This is a genomic window from Mucilaginibacter sp. SMC90 (genome assembly GCF_022811725.1).
In the GTDB taxonomy this organism is placed as follows: Bacteria; Bacteroidota; Bacteroidia; order Sphingobacteriales; family Sphingobacteriaceae; genus Mucilaginibacter.
The window spans coordinates 6,397,264-6,419,556 of sequence record NZ_CP094527.1 but is presented as its reverse complement, the minus strand read 5'-3'; the positions used below and the strand labels follow the sequence as shown (position 1 = coordinate 6,419,556).

19 protein-coding genes and 1 tRNA gene are annotated in these 22,293 nt (G+C 41.9%); 9 read left to right on the top strand and 11 right to left on the bottom strand.

What is annotated here, in order from left to right; translation table 11 throughout:
• Nucleotides 1–144: 144 nt before the first annotated feature.
• On the bottom strand, nucleotides 145–960 hold the full coding sequence (locus MTO98_RS26475; RefSeq protein ID WP_243481992.1) for an SDR family oxidoreductase: 816 nt from the start codon (nucleotides 958–960) through the stop codon (nucleotides 145–147).
• Between the two features lie 75 nt (nucleotides 961–1,035).
• On the opposite strand from MTO98_RS26475, the gene MTO98_RS26470 reads away from it, so the two are divergent.
• The 4 genes from MTO98_RS26470 to MTO98_RS26455 all read left to right on the top strand — a co-directional run bounded on the left by MTO98_RS26470 (nucleotide 1,036) and on the right by MTO98_RS26455 (nucleotide 4,789).
• Nucleotides 1,036–1,395 (top strand): helix-turn-helix domain-containing protein, encoded by a 360-nt coding sequence (locus MTO98_RS26470; RefSeq protein ID WP_243481991.1) that lies wholly within the window; start codon nucleotides 1,036–1,038, stop codon nucleotides 1,393–1,395.
• Nucleotides 1,396–1,470: 75 nt separating this feature from the next.
• Nucleotides 1,471–2,388, top strand: a complete 918-nt coding sequence (locus tag MTO98_RS26465) for an AraC family transcriptional regulator (RefSeq protein WP_243481990.1) — start codon at nucleotides 1,471–1,473, stop codon at nucleotides 2,386–2,388.
• 84 nt (nucleotides 2,389–2,472) lie between these two features.
• The gene (locus tag MTO98_RS26460) at nucleotides 2,473–3,291 is read left to right on the top strand and encodes an SDR family oxidoreductase (protein WP_243481989.1); all 819 of its coding nucleotides are present in this window, start codon (nucleotides 2,473–2,475) and stop codon (nucleotides 3,289–3,291) included.
• Nucleotides 3,292–3,400: 109 nt separating this feature from the next.
• Nucleotides 3,401–4,789, top strand: a complete 1,389-nt coding sequence (locus tag MTO98_RS26455) for a sulfatase (RefSeq protein ID WP_243481988.1) — start codon at nucleotides 3,401–3,403, stop codon at nucleotides 4,787–4,789.
• Nucleotides 4,790–4,922: 133 nt separating this feature from the next.
• On the opposite strand, the gene MTO98_RS26450 is transcribed toward MTO98_RS26455, so the two are convergent.
• Nucleotides 4,923–5,870 (bottom strand): polysaccharide deacetylase family protein, encoded by a 948-nt coding sequence (locus tag MTO98_RS26450; RefSeq protein WP_243481987.1) that lies wholly within the window; start codon nucleotides 5,868–5,870, stop codon nucleotides 4,923–4,925.
• 4 nt (nucleotides 5,871–5,874) lie between these two features.
• The gene (locus MTO98_RS26445) at nucleotides 5,875–6,270 is read right to left on the bottom strand and encodes a DoxX family protein (protein WP_243481986.1); all 396 of its coding nucleotides are present in this window, start codon (nucleotides 6,268–6,270) and stop codon (nucleotides 5,875–5,877) included.
• A gap of 86 nt (nucleotides 6,271–6,356) precedes the next feature.
• Here MTO98_RS26445 and MTO98_RS26440 point away from each other — a divergent pair, with 86 nt between their 5' ends.
• A complete protein-coding gene (locus tag MTO98_RS26440) occupies nucleotides 6,357–7,199 on the top strand; it encodes an AraC family transcriptional regulator (protein WP_243481985.1) in 843 nt (280 codons plus the stop codon).
• 119 nt (nucleotides 7,200–7,318) lie between these two features.
• On the opposite strand, the gene MTO98_RS26435 is transcribed toward MTO98_RS26440, so the two are convergent.
• From MTO98_RS26435 to MTO98_RS26415, 5 genes are all read right to left on the bottom strand, one after another.
• Complete coding sequence (locus tag MTO98_RS26435; protein ID WP_243481984.1) at nucleotides 7,319–8,500, bottom strand: CehA/McbA family metallohydrolase; 1,182 nt, start codon at nucleotides 8,498–8,500, stop codon at nucleotides 7,319–7,321.
• Nucleotides 8,501–8,529: 29 nt separating this feature from the next.
• Nucleotides 8,530–10,170, bottom strand: coding sequence for a RagB/SusD family nutrient uptake outer membrane protein (locus MTO98_RS26430; protein WP_243481983.1), 1,641 nt, complete (start codon nucleotides 10,168–10,170; stop codon nucleotides 8,530–8,532).
• Between the two features lie 34 nt (nucleotides 10,171–10,204).
• Complete coding sequence (locus tag MTO98_RS26425) at nucleotides 10,205–13,429, bottom strand: TonB-dependent receptor (protein ID WP_243481982.1); 3,225 nt, start codon at nucleotides 13,427–13,429, stop codon at nucleotides 10,205–10,207.
• Between the two features lie 208 nt (nucleotides 13,430–13,637).
• Complete coding sequence (locus MTO98_RS26420) at nucleotides 13,638–14,831, bottom strand: FecR family protein (protein WP_243481981.1); 1,194 nt, start codon at nucleotides 14,829–14,831, stop codon at nucleotides 13,638–13,640.
• 45 nt (nucleotides 14,832–14,876) lie between these two features.
• Nucleotides 14,877–15,512 (bottom strand): RNA polymerase sigma factor, encoded by a 636-nt coding sequence (locus tag MTO98_RS26415; RefSeq protein ID WP_243481980.1) that lies wholly within the window; start codon nucleotides 15,510–15,512, stop codon nucleotides 14,877–14,879.
• Between the two features lie 539 nt (nucleotides 15,513–16,051).
• Between MTO98_RS26415 and MTO98_RS26410 the strand changes: the two genes are divergently transcribed.
• Nucleotides 16,052–17,380, top strand: a complete 1,329-nt coding sequence (locus MTO98_RS26410; protein WP_243481979.1) for a site-specific integrase — start codon at nucleotides 16,052–16,054, stop codon at nucleotides 17,378–17,380.
• 16 nt (nucleotides 17,381–17,396) lie between these two features.
• Here MTO98_RS26410 and MTO98_RS26405 read toward each other — a convergent pair.
• A tRNA-Arg gene (locus MTO98_RS26405) sits at nucleotides 17,397–17,471 on the bottom strand.
• A gap of 480 nt (nucleotides 17,472–17,951) precedes the next feature.
• The gene (locus tag MTO98_RS26400; RefSeq protein WP_243481978.1) at nucleotides 17,952–18,419 is read right to left on the bottom strand and encodes a hypothetical protein; all 468 of its coding nucleotides are present in this window, start codon (nucleotides 18,417–18,419) and stop codon (nucleotides 17,952–17,954) included.
• 257 nt (nucleotides 18,420–18,676) lie between these two features.
• On the opposite strand from MTO98_RS26400, the gene MTO98_RS26395 reads away from it, so the two are divergent.
• Nucleotides 18,677–19,741, top strand: coding sequence for a hypothetical protein (locus MTO98_RS26395; protein ID WP_243481977.1), 1,065 nt, complete (start codon nucleotides 18,677–18,679; stop codon nucleotides 19,739–19,741).
• A gap of 543 nt (nucleotides 19,742–20,284) precedes the next feature.
• Here MTO98_RS26395 and MTO98_RS26390 read toward each other — a convergent pair.
• Nucleotides 20,285–20,845 carry a hypothetical protein gene (locus MTO98_RS26390; protein ID WP_243481976.1) on the bottom strand — a complete coding sequence of 187 codons (561 nt, stop codon included), beginning with the start codon at nucleotides 20,843–20,845 and terminating at the stop codon, nucleotides 20,285–20,287.
• Between the two features lie 411 nt (nucleotides 20,846–21,256).
• Between MTO98_RS26390 and MTO98_RS26385 the strand changes: the two genes are divergently transcribed.
• Together MTO98_RS26385 and MTO98_RS26380 are read left to right on the top strand one after the other, a co-directional pair.
• The gene (locus MTO98_RS26385; RefSeq protein ID WP_243481975.1) at nucleotides 21,257–21,619 is read left to right on the top strand and encodes a WGxxGxxG family protein; all 363 of its coding nucleotides are present in this window, start codon (nucleotides 21,257–21,259) and stop codon (nucleotides 21,617–21,619) included.
• Nucleotides 21,620–22,036: 417 nt separating this feature from the next.
• Complete coding sequence (locus MTO98_RS26380; RefSeq protein ID WP_243481974.1) at nucleotides 22,037–22,240, top strand: hypothetical protein; 204 nt, start codon at nucleotides 22,037–22,039, stop codon at nucleotides 22,238–22,240.
• Nucleotides 22,241–22,293 lie beyond the last annotated feature (53 nt).

Genomic DNA, 22,293 nt, shown 5'->3' with positions numbered 1-22,293 from the left:
ATGTAAGGCAAAACGTTTTGTTAGAAAGTTCAAATTGTTTTGTTGAAAAGCTCAATGAACCATGATTTTCTTGATTAGAGGATTGCTTGATAGCGGGCGATGGATTATCTATCATGGAAATCCTCTAATCAAGAAAATCATGGTTCAAAAAAATGTTGCCATCTTATCCAGGTACTCTTCAATAGGCATAGTGCTGCGCATGTTCATCAACATGTTGCCCATATTACCTATTACTGTACGGAATTTATTACTTTTTCCGGTAGCAAGATCATCAATAGCATTTACAATCAGCATCGGGTCATCAAGCTGCGACTCATCGCGTGAGCTCATTAGGTTTTGTAGTTTGCCAGTAAGTTTGTCATAAGCGGTTATGTCGGGATTTTGATTCCAAACTACGCTGTCTACAAAGTTATTGTCTTTTGAGCCGCCCTGCTCCATGAGCCTTAAGTTGATATTAAGCGGCTTTAGCTCGTAATAAAGTCCTTCGGTAAGGCCTTCCAACGCAAATTTCGACATGTTGTACAATGAGCCAAGCGGTACCGCCGTAGTAATACCCATAAATGAACTGATGTTGATGAAGGTACCGCCACCGTTTTGCCTGAAATGAGGCAGGAAAGAACGGATAATATTTATGGGGCCGCGGGTATTTACTGCAAATTGCCAGTCAATATCTTCTTCTTTGGCAAGTTCCAGTGCACCATAAGTGCCCATGCCTGCATTGTTCACTACCACATCAATTTTGCCGAAAGCGGCTATCGCCTGTTCGGTAGCGGTTTTTACCTGCTCAAGATTGGTTACATCCAGCTTAAATATTTTAATATTAGGGTATTGTGTAAGCTCTGTTTCTTTTTCGGGTGTACGCATGGTGGCAGCTACGTTCCAACCCATACCGGCAAAATGTTTAGCGGTTAATTTGCCCAGGCCGCTACTGGTTCCGGTTATAAAAATTGTTTTTGTCATGTTATTTTATTTGATGATGCAAAATTATAACGGAATTGGTATAATTTTGTAACCAGTTACATAGAGTATACCAGTATGGAAGCAGGAATAACGTCATACCAGCGTAATCATGCCGATGAACGGCAGGCACTTCAGGACACCATGTATGTTATAGGCGGTAAGTGGACACTGCCTATCATCAATTCCATTTGCAATGGCAACCACCGTTTCAGGGAAATTGAGCGGAGTATCCCCGGCATCACCACACGCATGTTGTCGCGCGAGCTAAAAACCATGGAAATGAACAAGCTTGTGAAACGGGTAGTTACGCCTACCACCCCGGTTTTAATTGAATACCAGTCCACCGAGTATTGCAGAAGTTTTGGCAATATCATTTTGGAGATGATAAAATGGGGTAAAGAGCATCGGGAAATGTTGCGTAGTGAGAATAAGTAGTAGCTGTTGATTTTAATATAGGCGCTATTGTTTTTAATATAAACATGTTGTTATAAGTGTTTAATTTTTGCAGCAATGACAAATATAGCCGGCAATAAAAAGATACCATTACTTACAGATGTACGCTTAACCACGCCTGTGGTTAGGGAGTATTATAAAAATTGGTCTATAAAGGCATTCACCCAACAACGCGCAGAAACAACGGCCCATATGTCGCCCAACCGGCGCGACTATTATAAGGTGATGCTTATTACCCAGGCCAGCGGTATATTTACTATGGGTTTGAATACTTACCAGATTGATAGCCCCACTATACTTTTCATACCACCTGCCGATATTATTTCGTGGCAGGGTTTTGCCAGCGGCTCAGAGGCGCATTATTGTTTATTTAAACGCAAGTTTGTAGATAGCCACTCTAATCTCAAAGGGGTTATGGACAAATACGGACTCTTTACTGCTGGAAAAGGTGTGATAAAGGTGCCGGCTGAAGCAGTACAGCGCCTTGCTGATCTGTTTGTTAAAATACAGGAGGAGGATAAACCGGGAGATATTTTTGCCGAAGATGCTATACAGGCGTATCTGCAATTGATCATGATAGCCGCTGCAAAAATGACCACTTATACCAACCCTGGAAAACTTAACGACGATTACCGGCATATTCACCAATTTTTTAATTTGTTGGAGGTGGAAGCCGCCGATGTTAATTATGTGCAGCCGATAAAAATGAAAACCGCTAAAGAATTTGCCGAAAGCATAGCCATCACGCCCAATTACCTCAATACTTTACTTAAAAAATACACCGGTCAAAATGTAAGCGCGCATATCAAAAACCGTATTTTGGATGAAAGTAAAGCCCTGCTGCTGCAAACCGACTGGACTTTGCAGGATATAGGCTACGCACTTGGCTTTGCCGATCAGCCTAATTTCAGCAGCTTTTTTAAAAAGTATGCAGGCATTACGCCGGCCACTTTCCGCAGGCAGCAGTATAGTTGATTTTCATATAAAAGCTGTTGATACCCGTATAAAGATGCAGTAATTGACTGATGATCTTTGTGATATAATTATTCAATAAAGATCATGAAACAAACAATATTGATAACCGGGGCCTCATCCGGTTTAGGGCGCGAAACTGCTAAATTATTTGCTGCAAAAAACTGGAACGTTATTGCCACCATGCGTACGCCCGAAAAGGAATCGGAACTAAACCAGTTTGATAATGTATTGGTGACCCGGCTTGATGTAGTAGATACAGATTCCATTACTAAAGCGGTGAATATAGGTTTACAACGATTTGGAAATATCGATGTGTTGGTAAATAATGCCGGATATGGATTAATAGGCATGTTTGAAAATGCTGGGCCCGGGCAGATACAAAAACAGTTTGATGTAAATGTTTTTGGCCTGATGAATGTTACCAGGGCAATATTGCCGCATTTCAGGGAACGGATGTCCGGAACTATCATCAACATATCATCAATGGGCGGGCGTGTCACAATTCCTGGCGGTGCGTTATATAATGCCAGTAAATTTGCAGTTGAAGGGTATTCGGAAGCTTTAATTTATGAAATGGCGGCTATTAATGTAAAAGTGCGCATTATTGAGCCGGGCAGTATCCCTACAAACTTTGTTACTACATCGGCTGTATTTATCCCCAACAATATACCAGTTTATACACAATTGATGGACAATGTAGTACCCCGGTACCGCAAAGCAACCGAGCACATCCCAAAATCATCAGCTGCAGACGTTGCAGAAACCATTTACCAGGCTGCAACAGATAGTACCGCACGCTTAAGGTATGTGGTAGGCAAGGATGCAGAATTTTATCTTGCCGGCAGAAATGTTAGTAATGACCAGGATTATATTGACCGGATGCGCGGACTTTTTATAGAATGATCTATCCCGGGAGCCGGCAGAAAAGCCGGCTTTTCTGTTTTCATTCCCAATTGTAAAAGTTAAGTTATCTTTAACAGCTATCTGCAACAAAAAACTATTTTCACCGGTAATGAAACATCTAACCCAATTAACCTGCAAAGGCTTTTTTCTGGTGGCCTTTATATTTCTGATCGTACCGGCTTCGGCCCAAAAAAAGCAATTGCCTAATATCATTTTTGTACTGGCCGATGATATGGGCTACTCCGACTTAAGTTGCTATGGTAACCCTGTTATCCGCACACCGTTTTTAGATAAAATGGCGCAAAAAGGGGTAAGGGCCACCAATTACGTAGTGAGCAGCCCAACCTGTACGCCTTCGCGTGCTTCTTTGCTAACCGGGCGTTACGCTTCAAGAATGAATTTACCTTATCCTATAGGTCCGGGCTCATCGCTTGGTATACCCGACCAGGAAGTTACCATTGCCGAAATGCTAAAGCAAATTGGCTACAAAACAGCAATGATCGGTAAATGGCACCTGGGCGATCATGCACCTTATAACCACCCCATGGCACAGGGTTTTGATTCATATTATGGTTTGCTGTACAGCCATGATTACCGCTCGCCTTATGTAAAAACAGATACTACCATTAAAGTATTCCGTAACCATAAGCCGGAGATCTTGAAACCAGCCGATTCATCGCTGATCGACTTATATCAGCGTGAAGCTATTCGCTACATCAAAGAGCAGAAAAAAGGGGATAAGCCGTTTTTTCTGTACCTGGCTCACAATATGCCGCATTTGCCGGTAGCCTTTGCATCATCTGTAAAAAATAAAAACCGCAGCGACGGCGGGCACTTAGGTGATGTGGTTGAACAACTGGACGAAAGTCTTGGCAAGGTTTGGAGCGAGTTGGAAAAACAAGGTTTGGCCGATAATACGATATTCATATTTTCGAGCGATAACGGTCCCTGGATTGACTTTCCTGACCGGATGCTGGGCGATAATGCTACCAAACACTGGGATGCCGGTACGGCCGGGGTTTTCAGGGGAAGCAAAGGTTTATCATATGAGGGCGGTGTTCGTGAACCATTTATAGTTTACTGGAAAAACCATACCCCTGTTGGCGCAAGTATCACCAGTATGATGAGCAACCTTGATGTATTGCCTACTTTAGCTAACTGGACAGGAGCTCCGCTGCCTAAGGGCAGAACCCTTGACGGACAATCAATAGCCGATGTGCTGACAGGTAAAGGGCCCAAACATCCCGAACACCGGCCTATCTATTATTACAATAACAGCGTTTGCGAAGCCGTGCGCCTCGGCGACTGGAAGTATCGCGAAGTTAAGGCCAATAATAATGTTGGTGGAGTAGCCGGTTCGCCGCTACCTGCCCAAACCGAACTGTTTAACCTGGCCTATGACCCCAGCGAGCGTACTAACGTGATAAAAGAATACCCTGAAATGGCCCAGAAGCTAAAAGTTCTTTTTGACCAATATCCGGGTATGAAGGAGAATTAGGAAAAAAAATAAAAAGCAAATAAAATTATGTCATTGCGAGGAGGAACGACGAAGCAATCGCATGCTATACAGAGCGGCTGTGCTTCTGTGCGATTGCCACGCTACGCTCGCAATGACATTTTTTATTTCTTTATCAACTCTCCCTTATCGTCGTCTTATCTTCCAGAGCCATTTTTGCTATTTCATCTTTCCGTTTAAAGCTTACGCCTTTGTGCTGCTGCATATATTTGATCAGGTCATTAGCGGCTTTAACCATTTGCGGGGTGCCGCCAATACGGTCATGGAAACTGATAGACATTTGACGGCGTTTAAACTCGGCTTCGGCATAAAGCTGATCAAATTCCATTTTTACCTGGTTCAGGAATTGATCAACGGAGAAATTTTTACCTTCAATCAGTTCAATGTCGTTATTACGCAGGGTATAGGGCACCACTACAAAATCTTTATTGTTTACCGGGATAATAAAAGGTTCATCGCGGCTTAGGTCGTCAATATGATATACGAAACCAAGTTCCTGTAATATTTTCAGTGTGTTTTCGCCGCGGCGCAGCCAGTTGGCATTGTAACCTACCGGGGTAAAACCAGTTACCTTTTTAATGGCATCTGCTCCATCTTTTATAAACTGCTTTTCCTGGTCGTAGGGCATGGTATATTGAGTAGCCCAATTCATGCCGTGTGCAGCTGCCTCATGGCCACGGTCGACAATTTCTTTAGCCAAAGCCGGATTTTTGAGCACGGCCGAACCAACCATGTGCGATGTTACTTTAATATTCAGCTTATCCCAGTTATCCAGCATGCGCGGAATGCCTTCTTTATAACCATATTGAAACCATGTTGCTCCGGGCAAATCGATGTAGCCCTTTTGCATATTTTGAGGAAACGGACTTTCTGCATTATCCGGCTGGCCGCCTGCTTCAAACTGCATGGATATAGAAACTACCAGCCTTGAGCCATCGGCCCATTTTGAAGTGCTTGAGTTATTGGTTGCTATACGTTCTTTAGCAGATACCAGGTTGCTGCCTACTAAACCGGCCAAACCTAAAAGGCCCCCTTGTTTTACAAATTCTCTTCTTGAGCTCATGATATTATATGTTAAATAAAAGGTTATCTAATGAATAGGTGTTATTGGCTGCAAACTGAAGCAGCAAAGCAAAAAATGCGGCGTGGATCAATTGTGAAGGAAGTATCTCCCAATTTTCGATCATACAGCTGCCTAAAATCAACAGCATCATAACAAGGCCGCCAGCAATTAAAGCCGGTTTGGTGAACAGGCCTGATATTAGCAGTAAGCCAATTGTAAATTCGGCAATAGGAAGCAAATAGCTGAAAGGTGTTACCAATGCTTTTGGAAGCATTGATTTTGCAAATGTGCCAACCATCCAGTTGCTGAACCCGCTAAGTTTAGGTAAGCGAACCAATCCGTGACCAAACATGCTGGCTCCGATGGCCAGTCTTAATAGTAAAAAAGATGTAGTGTTCATTTTCGTTTGTTTTGATATGTCAAAGTTCCGCTTTATCGGAGCCCCGGCGTTGTACATTTCAGGGGATGATATGTAACTTTACAGGTATGGAGATCAAAAACCTTTACCGCCCTTATGAGCTGGAACTGCTTGAAACAAGCCAGTATGTGGCCAAGCCGCATCGTAATACATTTTTTGAGATGGTTTTTACGCTTGAAGGAACAGGTATCCAGGTGATCAACGGGCATGAACTTCCTTATGCTGCTAATAAGTTCTTTTTGATTTTTCCGGAAGATAAACACGGTTTTGAAGTACACGAACTAACCCGTTTTTATTTTATCCGCTTTGCAGATAGCTACCTGAAGGCTCAAAGCGACCAATGGGTTAAAAAGATGGAATTTATTTTTCATAACCATAACCATTTACCAGGCTGCATTTTGAAAACCGTTACCGATAAGCCATTGGTAAGGGCTATGGTTGAGGCGCTGATCAGGGAAACATCAAATGCATATCCGCAACACAATGAGGTACTTGAGCAGGTAATGAACACTATTATAACCATAGCTGCCCGTAATATAACCTTACAACAACGTGCCGATATTTTAAAGCAGCCATCAGCTACCACGCTGCCGCTGCTTAATTACATTCATGAACATATCTATCAGCCAGATCGCTTAAAGGTTGAAACCATAGCCTCGTGCTTTAACTTTTCGCCAAACTATATCAGCGAATACTTTAAGAAAACCACTGCCGAAAGTTTGCAGCAATACATCACCAGCTATAAACTGAAACTGATTGAAACCCGCCTGCAATACACCGATAAGCGTATGAGCGAAATAGCCTATGAATTTGGCTTTACCGATGAAAGCCACCTGAACCGGATTTTTAAAAAGTATAAAGGGGAGAACCCGACGGCGTTTAGGAAGAGGTATGCGGAGGTGAATAGGTAAATAACGGACTGAACTTTTAATGTTAAGTTAGCAAATCTTAAAGCAGGATAAAAAAATCCCCGATACGTTTTCCATATCGGGGATCTTATTCTTAGTGCTTTTTAGTCCTTCTTTTTTTACTAAAATTTGGGATCAAAGTTGAAGTAGATCGGATTTGAAAGGGCCACCATGTTGCCGGTTACCTTTGCTGATTTTGGAACCTCCGGATAATCGGTAGACGGGCCTTCAATTATAAGGCGGTAGTACATACGCTCAACTAATTTTGGCGTATCGGTAAACTCAACTACCGGGTTTTTACCTTCCATTTTATAGCTGCCAAACTTACGGCCGTCTTTAATTACATTCACTGTATAAGTGCTGTCTGTTTTTACGTTTCCTTTAAGCTCAACACGGAATTTAATTGGCTTACCGGTAGATTTTGCGTTATCGCCCATCATCATATCCATTTTACCATCTTCGTTGATATCAGCATAGAACTCTACGCGCGGGGCATAAGGGTTTGCGCTTATCGAAACACGGCCGTTAAGCAGCGCATCTACAACTGCCTGGGCAGTGTGTTTGGCTGCAAACACCCAGGTGGTTGGGGTACCAATGTAATTTACATCGCTTGGCCTGTGAACATCGCTGCCGCCACGGGCGGTAATTCTGCGGCCTGATGAAAGCATGTCTTCCCAGATCAGGTTTGAATTGGCATTTTTAGTCCACTGGCAAGAGTTCCAGACTTCCATGGCGTCAACCAGGTCATAAGAAAAACCGAAATGGTCTTTAGGGCCAGCAGGGTGGTTAGCCGACAGGTGGATGCCAAGTTCTTTTTTCACTTTAGCTATGTCTGCATCGCGCTGATCGCGCACGTCATAAAATTTCTGGTGATCGTAAGGTGTGGCAGAAAAAGTATTACCATGACCGCGGGTGGTAGTCCACTCAGCGCCGTAAAGCATTAACAAAGTATTGTCTTTAAAAGCGGTATCGGCCCATGTATTGTTTGCTGTATTACCCAGCACGTGGTTATCATGATCGGTAATGCCGATAAAACCGAAACCTACAGATTTTGCGAAAGCTTTAATTTTTGAAATAGGGTGACGCTGCGGATCGTAGCCGCCCTCAGAACTGTAGCTGGAGTGAACGTGCAGGTCACCTTTCATCCATTCGCCTTCAGTAAGGCTGGCAATTGGAGGCAATGCGCCCAGCGGCTTGATCCAGGGGTTAACATGGTCTTTGTCTATTTTTTGTTGTGCAGATACCATATTGCCGGTGCTGATCATTGCCAGTACTGCAAATGCGGTGCGAATATTTTTATACATATAGATTGATGATTAAAGTGGTTTTACAATTATTTACTTGGATAGCCAGGATTTTGTGTTAAAGTAGGGCTGCGTACAATTTCCGTTACAGGGATTGGGCGTAACAAATACTTAGAATCAATGGTGGCTGGGTGATTGTGAGCAGTGAAAGCGTTATATTGAGCTGCGCGGGTAAGCAAAGTTCCGGTACGCTTCAAATCCATCCACCGGTTCGATTCGCCAAAAAGTTCGCGGGCCGATTCGTCGAGCACATCCGTTAATGTGGCACTTCCGGTAAGCAGGTCACTTCCGCTCAGCTTGGCCCGTGTGCGCAGGTCGTTGATCAATCCGGTAGCTAAGCCTCCTTGTCCTTGTTTAACATATGCTTCGGCCAGTAACATCATGGTTTCGGCACGACGGAAGATGTACGTGTCACGGTGGCCTTGCGGATCTACACCAGAGTTGGTATAAACTACTACCGTAGGGTCATAAAACTTCCAGATGATAGGATAGATGGTGTTTGATCCAAAAAACTGATGATACTGATCTGGGTTCACCACATAATACGTTGGCTTGTTTGCAGCCTCATAGGCGGCAATATCGCTTGCGCTCATCGCTACGCGGGGCAGGTAGATCACGTTATCGCCTGCCTTAATTGCGCCATTAGGTCCTGTTGCGTTGGCAGCAGCCACGATGTGTCTTTGTAAAAAGCGCTCAGACGCCCGGTAATCAGTAGCAGCATAGAGGTTGAAAAGGTAAGATGAAGGCTGATAAGAGGCATCCTGCCGCCAGTACGGCGCTGCCAGCGCTCCACCCGGAAACCTGTCGGTCCAAAATTTGAACTGCTGATAAAGATTGTTGCCGGTTTTGTTGTTCGCATCAGTGGCGGAGTAGCGGACCGCAAATATGACTTCTTTATTGCCACCAGCCGAGTATTGGTCGCCAAAGAGAGCATCCCATGTGCTGAGCGTTGATTTGTTCATTGCGCCTTGCAGATTGTTAACGGCATTTGCAAGGTCGGTTGTTTGCGCATACGATTTGTAGCTGCGTGTAAGCAACACCTTGCCAAGCAGGTGCTGGGCCATGGCCTGGGCTACACGTCCATAGTCGCTTGGATCGCCCGGTAACTGGGCGATGGCTTGATTAAGGTCGGCCACAATTTGTTTATACACCTCTTCTTCAGAAGAGCGGGTGAAATTGTAGGTAGCCTGGGTAACCTCGCTGGTAATCAGCGGCACGCCTCCAAAAGTCTCCACCAGGTTAAAATAGGCATAAGCGCGCAGGGCCAGCAGTTCGCCGGTGCGGGTGGCGTATACTTTCGGGTCTATATTATCTTTTATAGCAGCTCCGCGCGTTAGGGCTGTATTAGCCTTGCTAATCAGGTTGTAGTTGTCGGTCCACCAGCCCAGGCTTTCGTCGCCCGTAAATGTGGTGTAATCATTAATGGGCAATTGAGTGTCATCTACCACCCCTGTACGATCATACATATCTGTACCGTACCACATATGGTTAGTATTCTGCAACAATGGGCGCAGGTATCTGTATGTTTCGTTCACCAGCTCCTCATACGAGCTTTGAGTAACGAAATACTTGTCACTCGTCACCGACGAGGGGTTAACCTCATCCAGTTTACATGACTGGGCTAAGGCCAACAACGAAATGACTACGATATAATTGATTGCTTTTTTCATAATTAATAATAAAATACGCTTGATCCTTAATGAATTAGAACGCCAAATTGAGTCCGAACATAAACTTACGTGTCATCGTATATCCATAGGTTTGCGTGTCCTTGCCTGCATTTTCAGGGTCCCAGCCTACATATTTGGTAAAGATGAAAGGGTTTTGGCACGAAGCGAATACCCGCAACTTGCTAAGCCCTAATTTGCCTGTCAGGCTCTTAGGCAGGTTGTAGCCGGCATTGATGTAACCTACCCTTACGTACGAAGTCTTCTGATAATATAACACCTCCATCGGGCCCGACGGCACGCCGGGGCGCACCCAGGTACCACTGGTGTTTTGCGGGGTCCAGTAGTTGAGCTTCAGTACATTGAAATTCTCGTTGTCCTCCAACGAGTACGATCCATGGAACTGCGAATATGAATATTGCCCCTGACGGGTGGTCACCGTAAATGCTAAGTCAATATTTTTATAAGTAAAAGTATTGGTGATACCTCCTGTCCATTTAGGGAAAAGCGATCCTTTAAATACCTTGTCGGCATTGTTTATGGTGCCGCTGTTATCAATATCACGCACTTTGATACTACCTGGTGCCAGTCCGTATTTTTTTGCTTCTGCAGCCTCGTTTTCACCCCAATAACCAACCTGGTCATAGGTCCATACAACACCTACAGGTTGCCCCACAAACCAACCGTTGGCCTCATCGCGGGTAGAACCATCAGAAAGGCTTACGATTTTGTTGCTATTGGACGCAAAGTTGAGCGATGTATTCCATGAAAAGTTATCGGTTTTAATGTTGACCGTGTTTAGGCCAATTTCAATACCCTTGTTGTTAACCGAGCCCACATTATCTGTAAGGCTGGTAAACCCATTAAGTACAGACATCACCCTGTTCATAATAATACCGTTGGTACGGCGGTTGTATACGTCTATCGTTCCGCCGATCCTTCCTTTGAAGAGTTCAAAGTCTAAACCCAGGTTAAACTCGTTAGTTCGCTCCCAGGTGAGGTTTTTATTTGCAAAGCGCGTTATAGACGATGTGTTCACCACGTTTGAGGAGCCAAAAAGGTACCTGGCATTGGCTACTGTTGGATAACTGCTATAAGGCGACACGCCATTGTTGCCCGATACACCATAGCTGAAGCGTAGTTTTAAATTAGAAAGCGGGGTTTTGTCTTTCAAAAACTCCTCTTCAGAGATTCTCCATGCAGCGGCTGCTGAAGGGAAGAATGCCCATTTATGCCCTTCCGCAAGTTTTGAGCTACCGTCTGTACGCCCTGTGGCGGTTAAGAGGTAGCGTCCCTTATAGTCGTAGTTAACGCGTCCAAAATACGAATCCAGCTGTTCTTGTATATAACCGGTAGACATGGAAGACATTGTTCCGGCTCCAAGGTTATACCAATCATAAGCATCGGTAGGGAATGCTCTTGCCGCCTCGGCCGAATTCATGATGGATGATTTATAATAGGACGAACCCAAAAGGAAATTTACGGTATGATCGCCCCAGGTTTTATCGGCTTGTAACAAGTTGTCCCATGTATATTTTACCGTGCGTCCTGCCTGGTATTGGGCACTGCTATTGGCCAGCGCTCCTGCGCCTGTTTTTGTCATCGACCCGATGTATGATCCATATTCGGTATGCGTGATATCGGGAGCAAAAGTGGTGGTAAACTTCAACCAGCTCAGCGGTTTCGCCTCAAGGAATACGTTTCCAAAAGTATGCGTATTGTTGGTTTGCGTATGCCTGTTCTTCTCCTCTATAAAAGGGTTGGTGATAGTTGTTATTCCGTCTGGATAGAACTTTAAAGACCCATCGGCATTATACTTATCAGACAGCGGATTAAGGCGATAGATGGTCCGGAAGGTTTCGGGGCTGGCTTGTTTAGTGATTTCGTAAGCAGTATAGATGGTTGTCCCAATTTTAAATGTTTTATTAATCTGCTTATTGAGCGATGCATTCAGGTTGTATCGGGTATAGCCGTCGCCACTAATTTCGCCGTTTTCAGAATTGATTGCAGCGCCCAGGCTGTAAGTAAGCTTTTCTGCACTGCCATTCACGCTCAATGCATGCGATTGCGAGTAGGCCGTTTTCAAGATCTGATCAGGCCAGCTAATAGATTTGCCTGCCTGGTAGTTATTGTATGCCGCCTGGCCCAGCAACTGCTGCAGGTCGGGTTGATAGTCGGGGTTGGTATAGTTTTGTCCTTTGCTACGGTCAATACGATATTGTACCCACTCGTCGGCGTTGGTGAAATGGGGCAGGTTCATCGCATTGCTTATCGACTCAGAGCCTATATATTCTACAGTATTTCTGCCTTGCTTTCCCTTTTTGGTAGTAACGATGATTACACCGTTTGCACCGCGCGAACCATAAATGGCCGTTGAAGAAGCATCCTTCAATACGTCGATGCGCTCAATATCTGTGGGCGCAATGTCGTTGATTGAATTGACATAGATACCATCCAATACATAAAGGGGAGGATTGATGGCACTTAAGTCAGTACCCGATTTAATGGTGTTTTGTCCGCGGATAGAGATATCGAAGCCGCCACCAGGCTTAGTACTATTTGTTACGATGTCTACACCCGGTAGCTGACCGGCCAGTGCCTGCACGGCGTTGTTGAAGTGTGTGGCCACCAGCTTATCGTTAGATACGGAGCTCAGTGCGCCGGTAAGGTCGGTACGTTTCTGCGTACCGTAACCTACCACCACCACCTCGTTAAGCGCCGAAACATCTTCCTGCATAGTTACAGTAAGCGTACCGCGATCGGCAGGGATCTCGATAGTTTTATATCCCATGTACGTGAATACCAGCACTGCATTTTCATCGGGCACGGTGATTGCAAAGTTTCCATCTTTATCGGTTGATGATGCCGCATTGAATGACTTGCCCTTTACAATAACCCCAACCAGCGGGTTCCCCTTTTCATCGGTTACTTTGCCGTTGATCTTACGTGGCGGAATTGGTGATTTCCGTTCTTTAACCACGATAGCTTTGTCTTCCTTAGTAATGGTATACGTTAAGGGTTGACCGCTAAAGATCTCTGCAAGTACATCTTCCAGTTCGGCGTTCTTTAAATTAACAGTAACCGGTTTGGCGCTTTTAATTAGTTTCAGGTTATAAAAAAAATCGTAGCCCGTTTGATTACGAATGTCATCAAACACTTGTACCATAGACGCTTTACTTCTGTTAAGCGTGATCTTTTGTGCATAGGTACTGGCGCTTACCTGAAAGATGGCCATTGTTAGTATGATGATACTGAGTTTCATAATTAACAGGCATTTTTTTAAGACATGGTAAGAAATACCGCGTGTGACTTGTAAAAAAGTTTTATACATTTGTTATTAGGGTTTATTCAAGAAGTCTTGTTTATGTACTATTTTTCCGTTTAGAGCGGAATGGTAAGCCCCAAACATAGGCCAGCGGTGGTTCCAAGCACCCCTGGCTTTTTTTTGAGCTACCGTTTGCTGATTAGGTTTATCGCATAACGGTCACCCTCCTTCCTTCTATTTTAAAGTGAATATTTCCGGTTAATTCCATGATCTTCAAGGCCGAAGACAGGTTCTTGTATCGGGAGATCTTCCCGCCGAAGCGTAAAGACGGATCCACATTGTTTGCATACTTGATTTCTATATTATACCACCTGGAGATCTTCCGCATCACATTTTCCAGGCTGTCATTAAATTTGAAATAGCCGTTTTTCCAGGCCATCACATCTTCCAGGTCAATATCATTAGTTACTTTTGTACCTGCATTACTTACCTGCGCCTGTTCGCCCGGAACCAGTATGCGCGAATGACCGTTATTGGAGATCTTTACCGAGCCTTCCAGCAGCGTAGTTTTGATGATATCGTCATCGTCATAGGCCATAATATCGAAATGTGTTCCAAGCACCTCAACAGTCTGTTCTCTGCTGTTTACTTTAAAAGGCATTTTTGCATTATGGGTGATCTCAAAATAAGCCTCTCCCTTAAGCTGAACTTTCCGTTCGTTCCCGGTAAAATAAGTTGGATAGGTGAGGCTTGATTTAGCATTTAACCAAACTTTTGACTGGTCGGGCAGGATAACTTCCCACTGCCCGCCGGTTGGGGCTTCAATCGTATTGTATTCTGGCGCAAGATCATTATCCGTTACTTCCTTCGGTAATTCGTAAACGATCTGACCTTTTGCTGTTTTTGCGATCTTAACGTTGGCTTGTACCGCGATTTGGCCGTTGACAGAGTCTGTTAAAGTGATCTTTTGACCATTAGCCAGTGTAAGAACGGCCTTGTTGCTGCCCGGCTTAATATCATTTTTTTTTGCGATGGTATTGCTTTTTGCAGGTTTTGAACCCGGGCGAAAGAGTACTGCAACAGCAGATACCACAATAATTACAGATGCGGCTGCCATTGCCGGTTTCCATATTGATATCTTCTTCCTTGTTAACAAAGGAATTATACTTGTTTTAGTTATTTTTTGCTGAAGCTCTTCAAAATGTTTGTCGCGCAGATGCTTATGTGATTCATTACCCAGCAAAATAACAGTTCTCCTGAGTTCTTCTATCCGCATCTCATCTTCGGGATGATCTGCCAGCCATTTGTTCCAATATCTGACATCATCATCGTTTCGCCCGAAACAATAATTCAGGAAACTCTCCTTGTGGAGTAAATGTGCAAGATCTTTGTCCAACATTTGCGGTAAGCTTTGGACAATAGAGCAGGAAGCCTTAGATTTTACCTATGCTTTTTTTAAAAAAATTAAAAAAAGAAGACTGAAAAGGGAAATTGCCGCAGTAAGTACACTCACATATTCCTGGCCAATCAGCTTCCTGAGCTTCTCTACCGCGTTAAATATGGTATTATAAGCGGTTTTTATTGAAATTTCATTCACCAGCGCTATTTCTTCGTAAGTGAGGCCGAGATAGAATTTTTGATATACAATTTTTGTTTGGCTGTCAGATAACTGGCCAATATAATCGCCCAAAACCTGTGTTGCCTGTTCCCGGCTTGTCCGCTGAATATATTCAGCCTCTGCAGAAGGGTAGGCCGGCATTTCTGGCAGGTCCTGCAATTCCAGGCTTTCTTCTGCACCAAAATGCGACTTGCGGAAAAGGTTACGCAAAAAGGATGTTACCAGGTAGTTATGATGGTTACGGATGTGTTGCAACCGTGCACGGTTCTCAAACACATACAAGAAAAGGTCGTTGATGCAATCTTTCGACCGGTCAATCGTAGCCCCTTTGAAGTTGCCGAGATAGATCAGATAATCATGATAATGCGAATAAAGCGTGTAAAAAACATCTTGTCCTCCTTCCAAAATGAAAGTATCCCAATGTGCTTTTAACGCTAAACCGGATTTTCCGTGACTGGACATTGCATGTGAACTGTGGGGAAGCAATTCGGCGACAAAGTTGGTCACCTGATGTGCATTCACAGTTTATCTAATGTTATCAATTTGTTAAAGCCCGCTGCGCTGTGTAAATTTTTTGGTTGTAAATATTGTGTGCTTAACTAAAAGAATCTCCCGGCAACTTTGAATAGCTTATGTACCGGCTACTATTGGAGCAGTGCAGGATTAATCAAGAACCGGTTAGTAAATTCAAGGGATTTGATTGAACCATTAAAATAAAAAACCGGCGGAGAAATATATTTCTCCGCCGGTTCGGTTTTTACACTGTGTGCCAAACCCTTGTGCTCCCGACGAGATTCGAACTCATATCGATGGTACCGGAAACCATACATAATAGGATTTTTATAAAATTTAATTATTTCATTTTTTTATAAAAAAGTGCCTTTTTATGCTTTAAAAGCGTATTTTAGACTAATTAAAGTAGTGGTTTTTGTTAAGTTAAGCAGATAAATTTGTTCAATTTCACGAAAATGTTTTACAAATGTTTTACTAAATAGGAATTGATGGCAACGATTAGAGCACTTGTATTAAAACATAACAGGAAATCAGATGGTACCTATAATGTTAAAATCAGAGTCTCGCATAACAGAGTTTCGCGATATATTGAGACCAATCATTTTGTAGCAGAAAAACAACTTAACAAGAAGTTGGAGATAAAGGATAACATCATTCTATTACAAGTTGATAAAACGCTAAATGATTACAGGAAGGGTATTGGCGAACTTGATCAAAAAATCAATCTAATGACTTGCGATCAAATTGTTGATTATCTCCAGTCGAACAAAAAGGAAATTGATTTTATAGAATTTGCCAGAGCGCACATATTACAATTATCTGAAAACAAAAACAATGGTACTTCCAATTTTCGTGCTGTTACCAATAGTCTTGTCGATTATTTTGGTAGGGAAGTGATTTATATCTCTGAAATTACAGCAAATATGCTTCGTTCTTACGAACGATATTTAAGAACAGAGAGAAAGCTCGAAAGACAAAGCAGGGGCCAGAAAAAATTCACGATAATTAGCCCCGGATTATCAGATAGCGGACTTCATAACCACCTGCGGGATCTCCGTAGTTTATTCAATGTTGCCAAGGATCATTTTAATGATGAAGATCTCGGAATCATTAGAATCCCCCATTATCCCTTTAAAAAGTTTAAGATTATAAAACGACCAGAAACACCGAAGAAATATCTTGAAATCGAGCAGATACTAGCAATTAGGGATATTGATTGTAAGCCAGGATCTCAAAATGAATTGGCGAGGGATCTGTTTATGCTATCGTTCTATATGTGCGGAACAAATTCCGTTGATTTTTATAATATGGATCGCTCGAATATAAATCGAGGTAGACTAGATTACAACAGATCAAAAACCAAAGGTAAAAGGTTGGATAAAGCTTTTATCAGTATCAAAATAGTTGATGAGGCTAAATCTTTATTGGATAAATACCTAGGCAAATTGCAATTGAGATTTACTACGCGAACCGGATTATCGACTGCCTTAAGTAATGGTATGAGAAAAATTATTGCGGATTCAAATTTACCGGAGGTAACCTATTATTGGGCTAGAAGCGTTTTTGCCACTTGGGCAAGAAACAAATGCAGAATAAGCAAAGACGACGTTGCTATGGCTTTAAATCATATCGACGAGAATAGAAAAACGACAGATATTTACATTACTAAAGATTGGAAAATTGTTGATGAGGTACAAGAAGCTGTTTGTCTGATAATTCGATATATTAAGAAGGATGAGTTGAAAAAAAATGCTTCGCCTGTGAGAACACTTTTGGCAGGGATCAATCTAAAACCCCTAAAAAAGAAAAACCTTTAGAGGTTAACTAAAGGCTTGGTGTTCCCGACGAGATTCGAACTCATATCAGCTGAACCGGAATCAGCAATTCTATCCATTGAACTACGGGAACAATTTGCGCAAAGTTAAAATTATTCTTCAAGTATGACGGGGAATCTCAAAAAAGAAAAAACATGTCGGGAAAATTTTTTCCTCAACCTTGATTGAGGACGATTAAACTACCTCGATTTTTTAGATTTTTGAATTATTAAGTTTCAACAACCCAATACCAAAGATGAAGAATCATTTAAAGTTTATCACTAAGACAATTGGTTTTAACTAACATGTTGAATTATCTACTAGCCCTAAATATGAAAAGATTATTGTTGTAAATAATACAACAATGGTAAGATAGAACTGTGTTTTAGACGGATTCTTTTCAAACCAGTCTTTTACACGTCCACTGCCTGGCCCACCCATTTAATTGTTGGTTTAAGTAAGATATTAAGATAGGAAAGAGGCAAAAGATTTACCTCTTAATTCTTTCCACAAAGTTAGCTGATGCATCAGCTAATAGCCGTTTCACTTCAAGATGGCACACATAAAATGTTAGTTAATCTTCGCTATGAGATATCTGTAAATTCTTTGGATCATTTAGTTTCATAGCGGAATCTCCTTTGTAGTGGATTACCCAACCCAATACAGTTATTGTCTTGCCCAATAGCGATATTTCAGGGTGGTCGAACTTAACTCTATACTTGTTTTTAATAATGATAGTGACTCTTTCGACTGCACGCTCGTTCCCAAGACTTAAAAGTACCGCGTTGCTCTTTAAATCAACGTGAGCATCGTAAACCTTACCTTGAGTAAAAACCTTTTCATTAACGTGATACTGTAGTTGCTGCGGTAGAATCATTGGTGTAAATGCACCATACATATCGATATCAGGATTAAATAGTGGTGTATCTAACATTAGCATCACCGGTCGGAAGGTGATATTACTATTACAGCGCTTAGCGGCCAATGCCCATTGCGAGGAAAAGCAAGCGATTATGAGAATATATATTAAGAGTTGCTTCATGTTTAGGTTCTTTTACGTAAAGTTAAGCACTTTTCCCATCACTTTAATAGTGGTTTAACGATGAATGTTGTAGATTCCCATCACAAAGTTAGCTGATACGTCAGCACATAGTTCAACTTCGTTTCAAGGTAGTATCTCGTAATTGGGTTTCCCTCCTTCCTCGTGACCCTCCACAATTACTCTACCTCCACCTTGTCTTAGTGCTGCTGATCAGCAGTGAGTCGTTCGAGAATTCACTCGACATAAAACTTACTGCTATGACAGACTTTAAACAGCTATTAACTGCATTTGAACGCTTTGCTTACGGACAATCTTTACACTCTGCATCAAAACAATTTGCTAAAGGCGTTGTAAATAAACTATTCCCCAAGTCAGTTGAATACGGAGATATTCAAAGCCATTTCAATACCGAACGACTTAACTCTTTCAACTTCACTGGCTTTAAGGAGCTGGTAATTGGTACTCATTATATAAGAAAAAAGTTAACATCAGAATTGCATCATTTCTCTAATGAATTACGTGCAAAATCTCAAAACCTTGATAATCGCAAGTCATCGTTATTTAAGTTTCTGTATAAGAAAAAGATAGCTAAGGAAACTGAGTTAGTTGAACAGCTTTCAAATCAAGTTAATTCTCTTAAAGAATCGCAATTGGGATCAAGTGTTGACCTTAAATATCAGTATGAAAACTCTCTGCTAACAGATGCTTATTCAGACCTAACAAGCTCTTTCACCACAATGAAATCAGCTAACAAGATTTGGGATGTCACCACCGCGCAAATGAATTTAGACACTAAAGCAGCAGCGGGTACATCTATTGACCGGCATGAGGTTAAATTCGATTTTAAAGGCTTGGATATACTGTCTACCAATGAAAAGGTTTTGCATGTCGAGAACTTCAATGGTGGTGACTTTTATTTCTACCCGATGTTCATTATTTATTTCAAAGGACGCGAGGAAATCGCGATTATAGATTATACAGACCTATATATCGAATATAAGGAGCAGCAGTTCTTAGAAAGGAAAGAAGATATAGTGAGTGACGTAACAACAATTGGCGAAACCTGGTATAGAGTGAATAAAGATGGCTCTCCCGATAGGCGATTTGTAGGTAACTATAAAATCCCAATAGCATTATACGGATCGATCCACCTTAAAAGCCCTTCTGGGATCAATGAACTTTATTACATCAGTGACCATAAGAAAGCTAAGCACTTCTATGAACAGTATTCAAACTATCAAGCGCATGTTCGTAACTCAACCTATGAAATGATTACGCACTCAAATACACTGTTAGACGGAGGGCATACAGGAAATGGTTAGCAAATCAAACGCCAGGCTTAACAGCTTGGCGTTTGTTGTTAGATGGTGTGTTATTAGTATTTCGCTTATCTTCTATGTCTACCGTAATGATTACCGGTTCGCGCATTGCGATAATGCCCGCCTCTATGCGAACTGCCGTGACCTCCAGAATAATGTCCACCATGGCTATAGGTATGAGTTCTGCCTGGATAGTGAACGCGTTGAGCGAAAGACTGTGTTGCCAGTAACATTGTTACCGTTAGCAATAGGAATAATTTCTGTTTCATAATGAACTGTAATAAGTTATGGGTTTATATTGTCAGTTAAAGTTATGGCGTTTAATCTGTATTATCAATAGATGGTTTAACTGGCTGATATCGAGGAATTACCTTTGGATAACAATCAATTTGTGATCTGTAACAATAATCTCCGGCTTGCCTTTAAAGTCGATTACTGATCCTTTTACAGTAATGGTTTTATCAGTTATTTGACCAACTAATTGTTTAGCGTCGCCTTTTAATAAAACAGTCAGCATTGCTTCGACTAGGCAGCACCAAGATCGGTTTATCCTTTGAACTGCTTCTTAAAAAACTTGTCAAATCTCCTGTACGTGGTTTTGAAATTTGATTTGTCCCAATTGGAGTCGTACTCATCCCAAACAACCCTTATCGAGCTTTCTGCAAATATGAGATGTATATCATTTGCTTTCAAAACGCTTGTATTAACCTCATCCAAAACTTGTTTATTGTCCTCGACCGCTGCGGATATCTTATCAAGTAGCACTTTAGCTTCATTGAATTCGAAGTGGTAAAAGCTGAAATGCTTGTAGTTGTAGAAGACAAATACAAGTCCTTTCTGGTTCAACTTGGGGCAATTGTATAGGACGGTTGTAAGCTCACCACTTTTTGCTGCTGTAATAGCATCTATTTGAAACCCTGTTAACTCGTTCTCATTAAGCTTTAATATATTCCTCGATATGTAAACCTTGGTAAGAAATTCACTGGCGTCTTTGCTATATTCTTGAGCAAATAACTTATCGATATTGTTTGGAAAGTTTGTGGCATTGTATTGTGCTTGGGACTTAAAAGCGCAAATGATCAGTAAGAGGGTTAAAAGCTTTTTCATTATGACTCGATTTAGTTTCTAAAGATAATTATTTAATAGTATTACAGAGATATACTACTTATATTTACTACCATTAACCTAACACGATCATGAAGCGACACCTTATCGTCCATAGCCTGGCTGCACTAACTCTTATGTGCACTACCAGCTTCAATCCAACTTATACAACCTCCAAGACTAATTTCGCAACTTGTAAAGGTGAAACCCCTTGCCGTGCTTGCAAGAACTGTAAGTATTGTAAACGATGTGCTAAGCAAGGCTTAACCTGTGGGGTTTGTAAGAAATAGTTTAGGATATACTAAATCTTTCTATTGGTGCACAATCCGTCTCTTGGTCTTGTCAGCATGAAGACAACGTGCTATCGAACTGGCACAACTATTGATCTTTTACGGATACATCAATATCTGTATTATGAAAAAGTTAAAATGGGTTGCAACAGCCATTGTCTACAGTACAATCTTATCTACAACTGCTCCTGTCTTTGCACAAACACTAAAAGATTCAGCATCGACTACTAAAGCTAATGGATCTGGTGCGGGAAATGGTTCGAGTCAGGGCTCACCTGATGCCGCGACAGTATCAGGTACCGGATCCGGCACACTTGCCAATAGTGACAGTAGCAGCGCCGGGGAATCAGGAATTAAATCTGTACCAACGCAATTGGATTCAACATCAAATCAACCAACAAAATCAGCAGGTAACTGGGGACTTCTCGGATTATTTGGCTTACTGGGTTTGTTTGGTTTGAGAAAAAACATTAGCGAAAAAGCTTAAGGCATTGATAGACTGTCGCAGCTTGAAATGTTTCAAAGAGAGGAGCAATTAATGAATGAACACTTGCATAAACGAAGAACATCAAAATCAAGTGAATACAGAGCGCCTCTATACAGGCTTATGATGGACTGTAAGCAAGGTACCAAAGATAACGCCTGGCAAAAATATGTTATGTTGATGGCGGAGGGACAGGACTGATTATGTTATTACAAGGTGCTGATGAAAATTATTTGCAGTTAGCTTGACAAACTCTTTGCAAGGCATTTGATTCATTCACCTTTTAAATCAATAAGGTTGAAAAGCAATTGGCACTAGCGATAGATTGCGATATAGTTAGCTACAACCAATCTCTCAATTGATGAGTTTGCTATCAAGCTTAAACGAAAGAACATCTTAGTTATAGATTAAATTAGCCTTATGAACAAACAAACACAACGCGATAGATTGCTAAGAGAAGAAGGAAAGCTTTTGGAAGTGATAGAAGAATACCAGGCAGAAGTGGATAGCTTCACTTCAGATCTTAATCACGTACAAAGGCTGTTGGCAGAATTAGATAGTGGGGTAAATGACAATGCTTGGAGCGAATACACCAAGATCATACAAGCTGAAGGAGAAGATTAGGATAAGCACTGTTATTAAAAGGTTACTGAATTCAGGTGCTTGTTAATAATAAT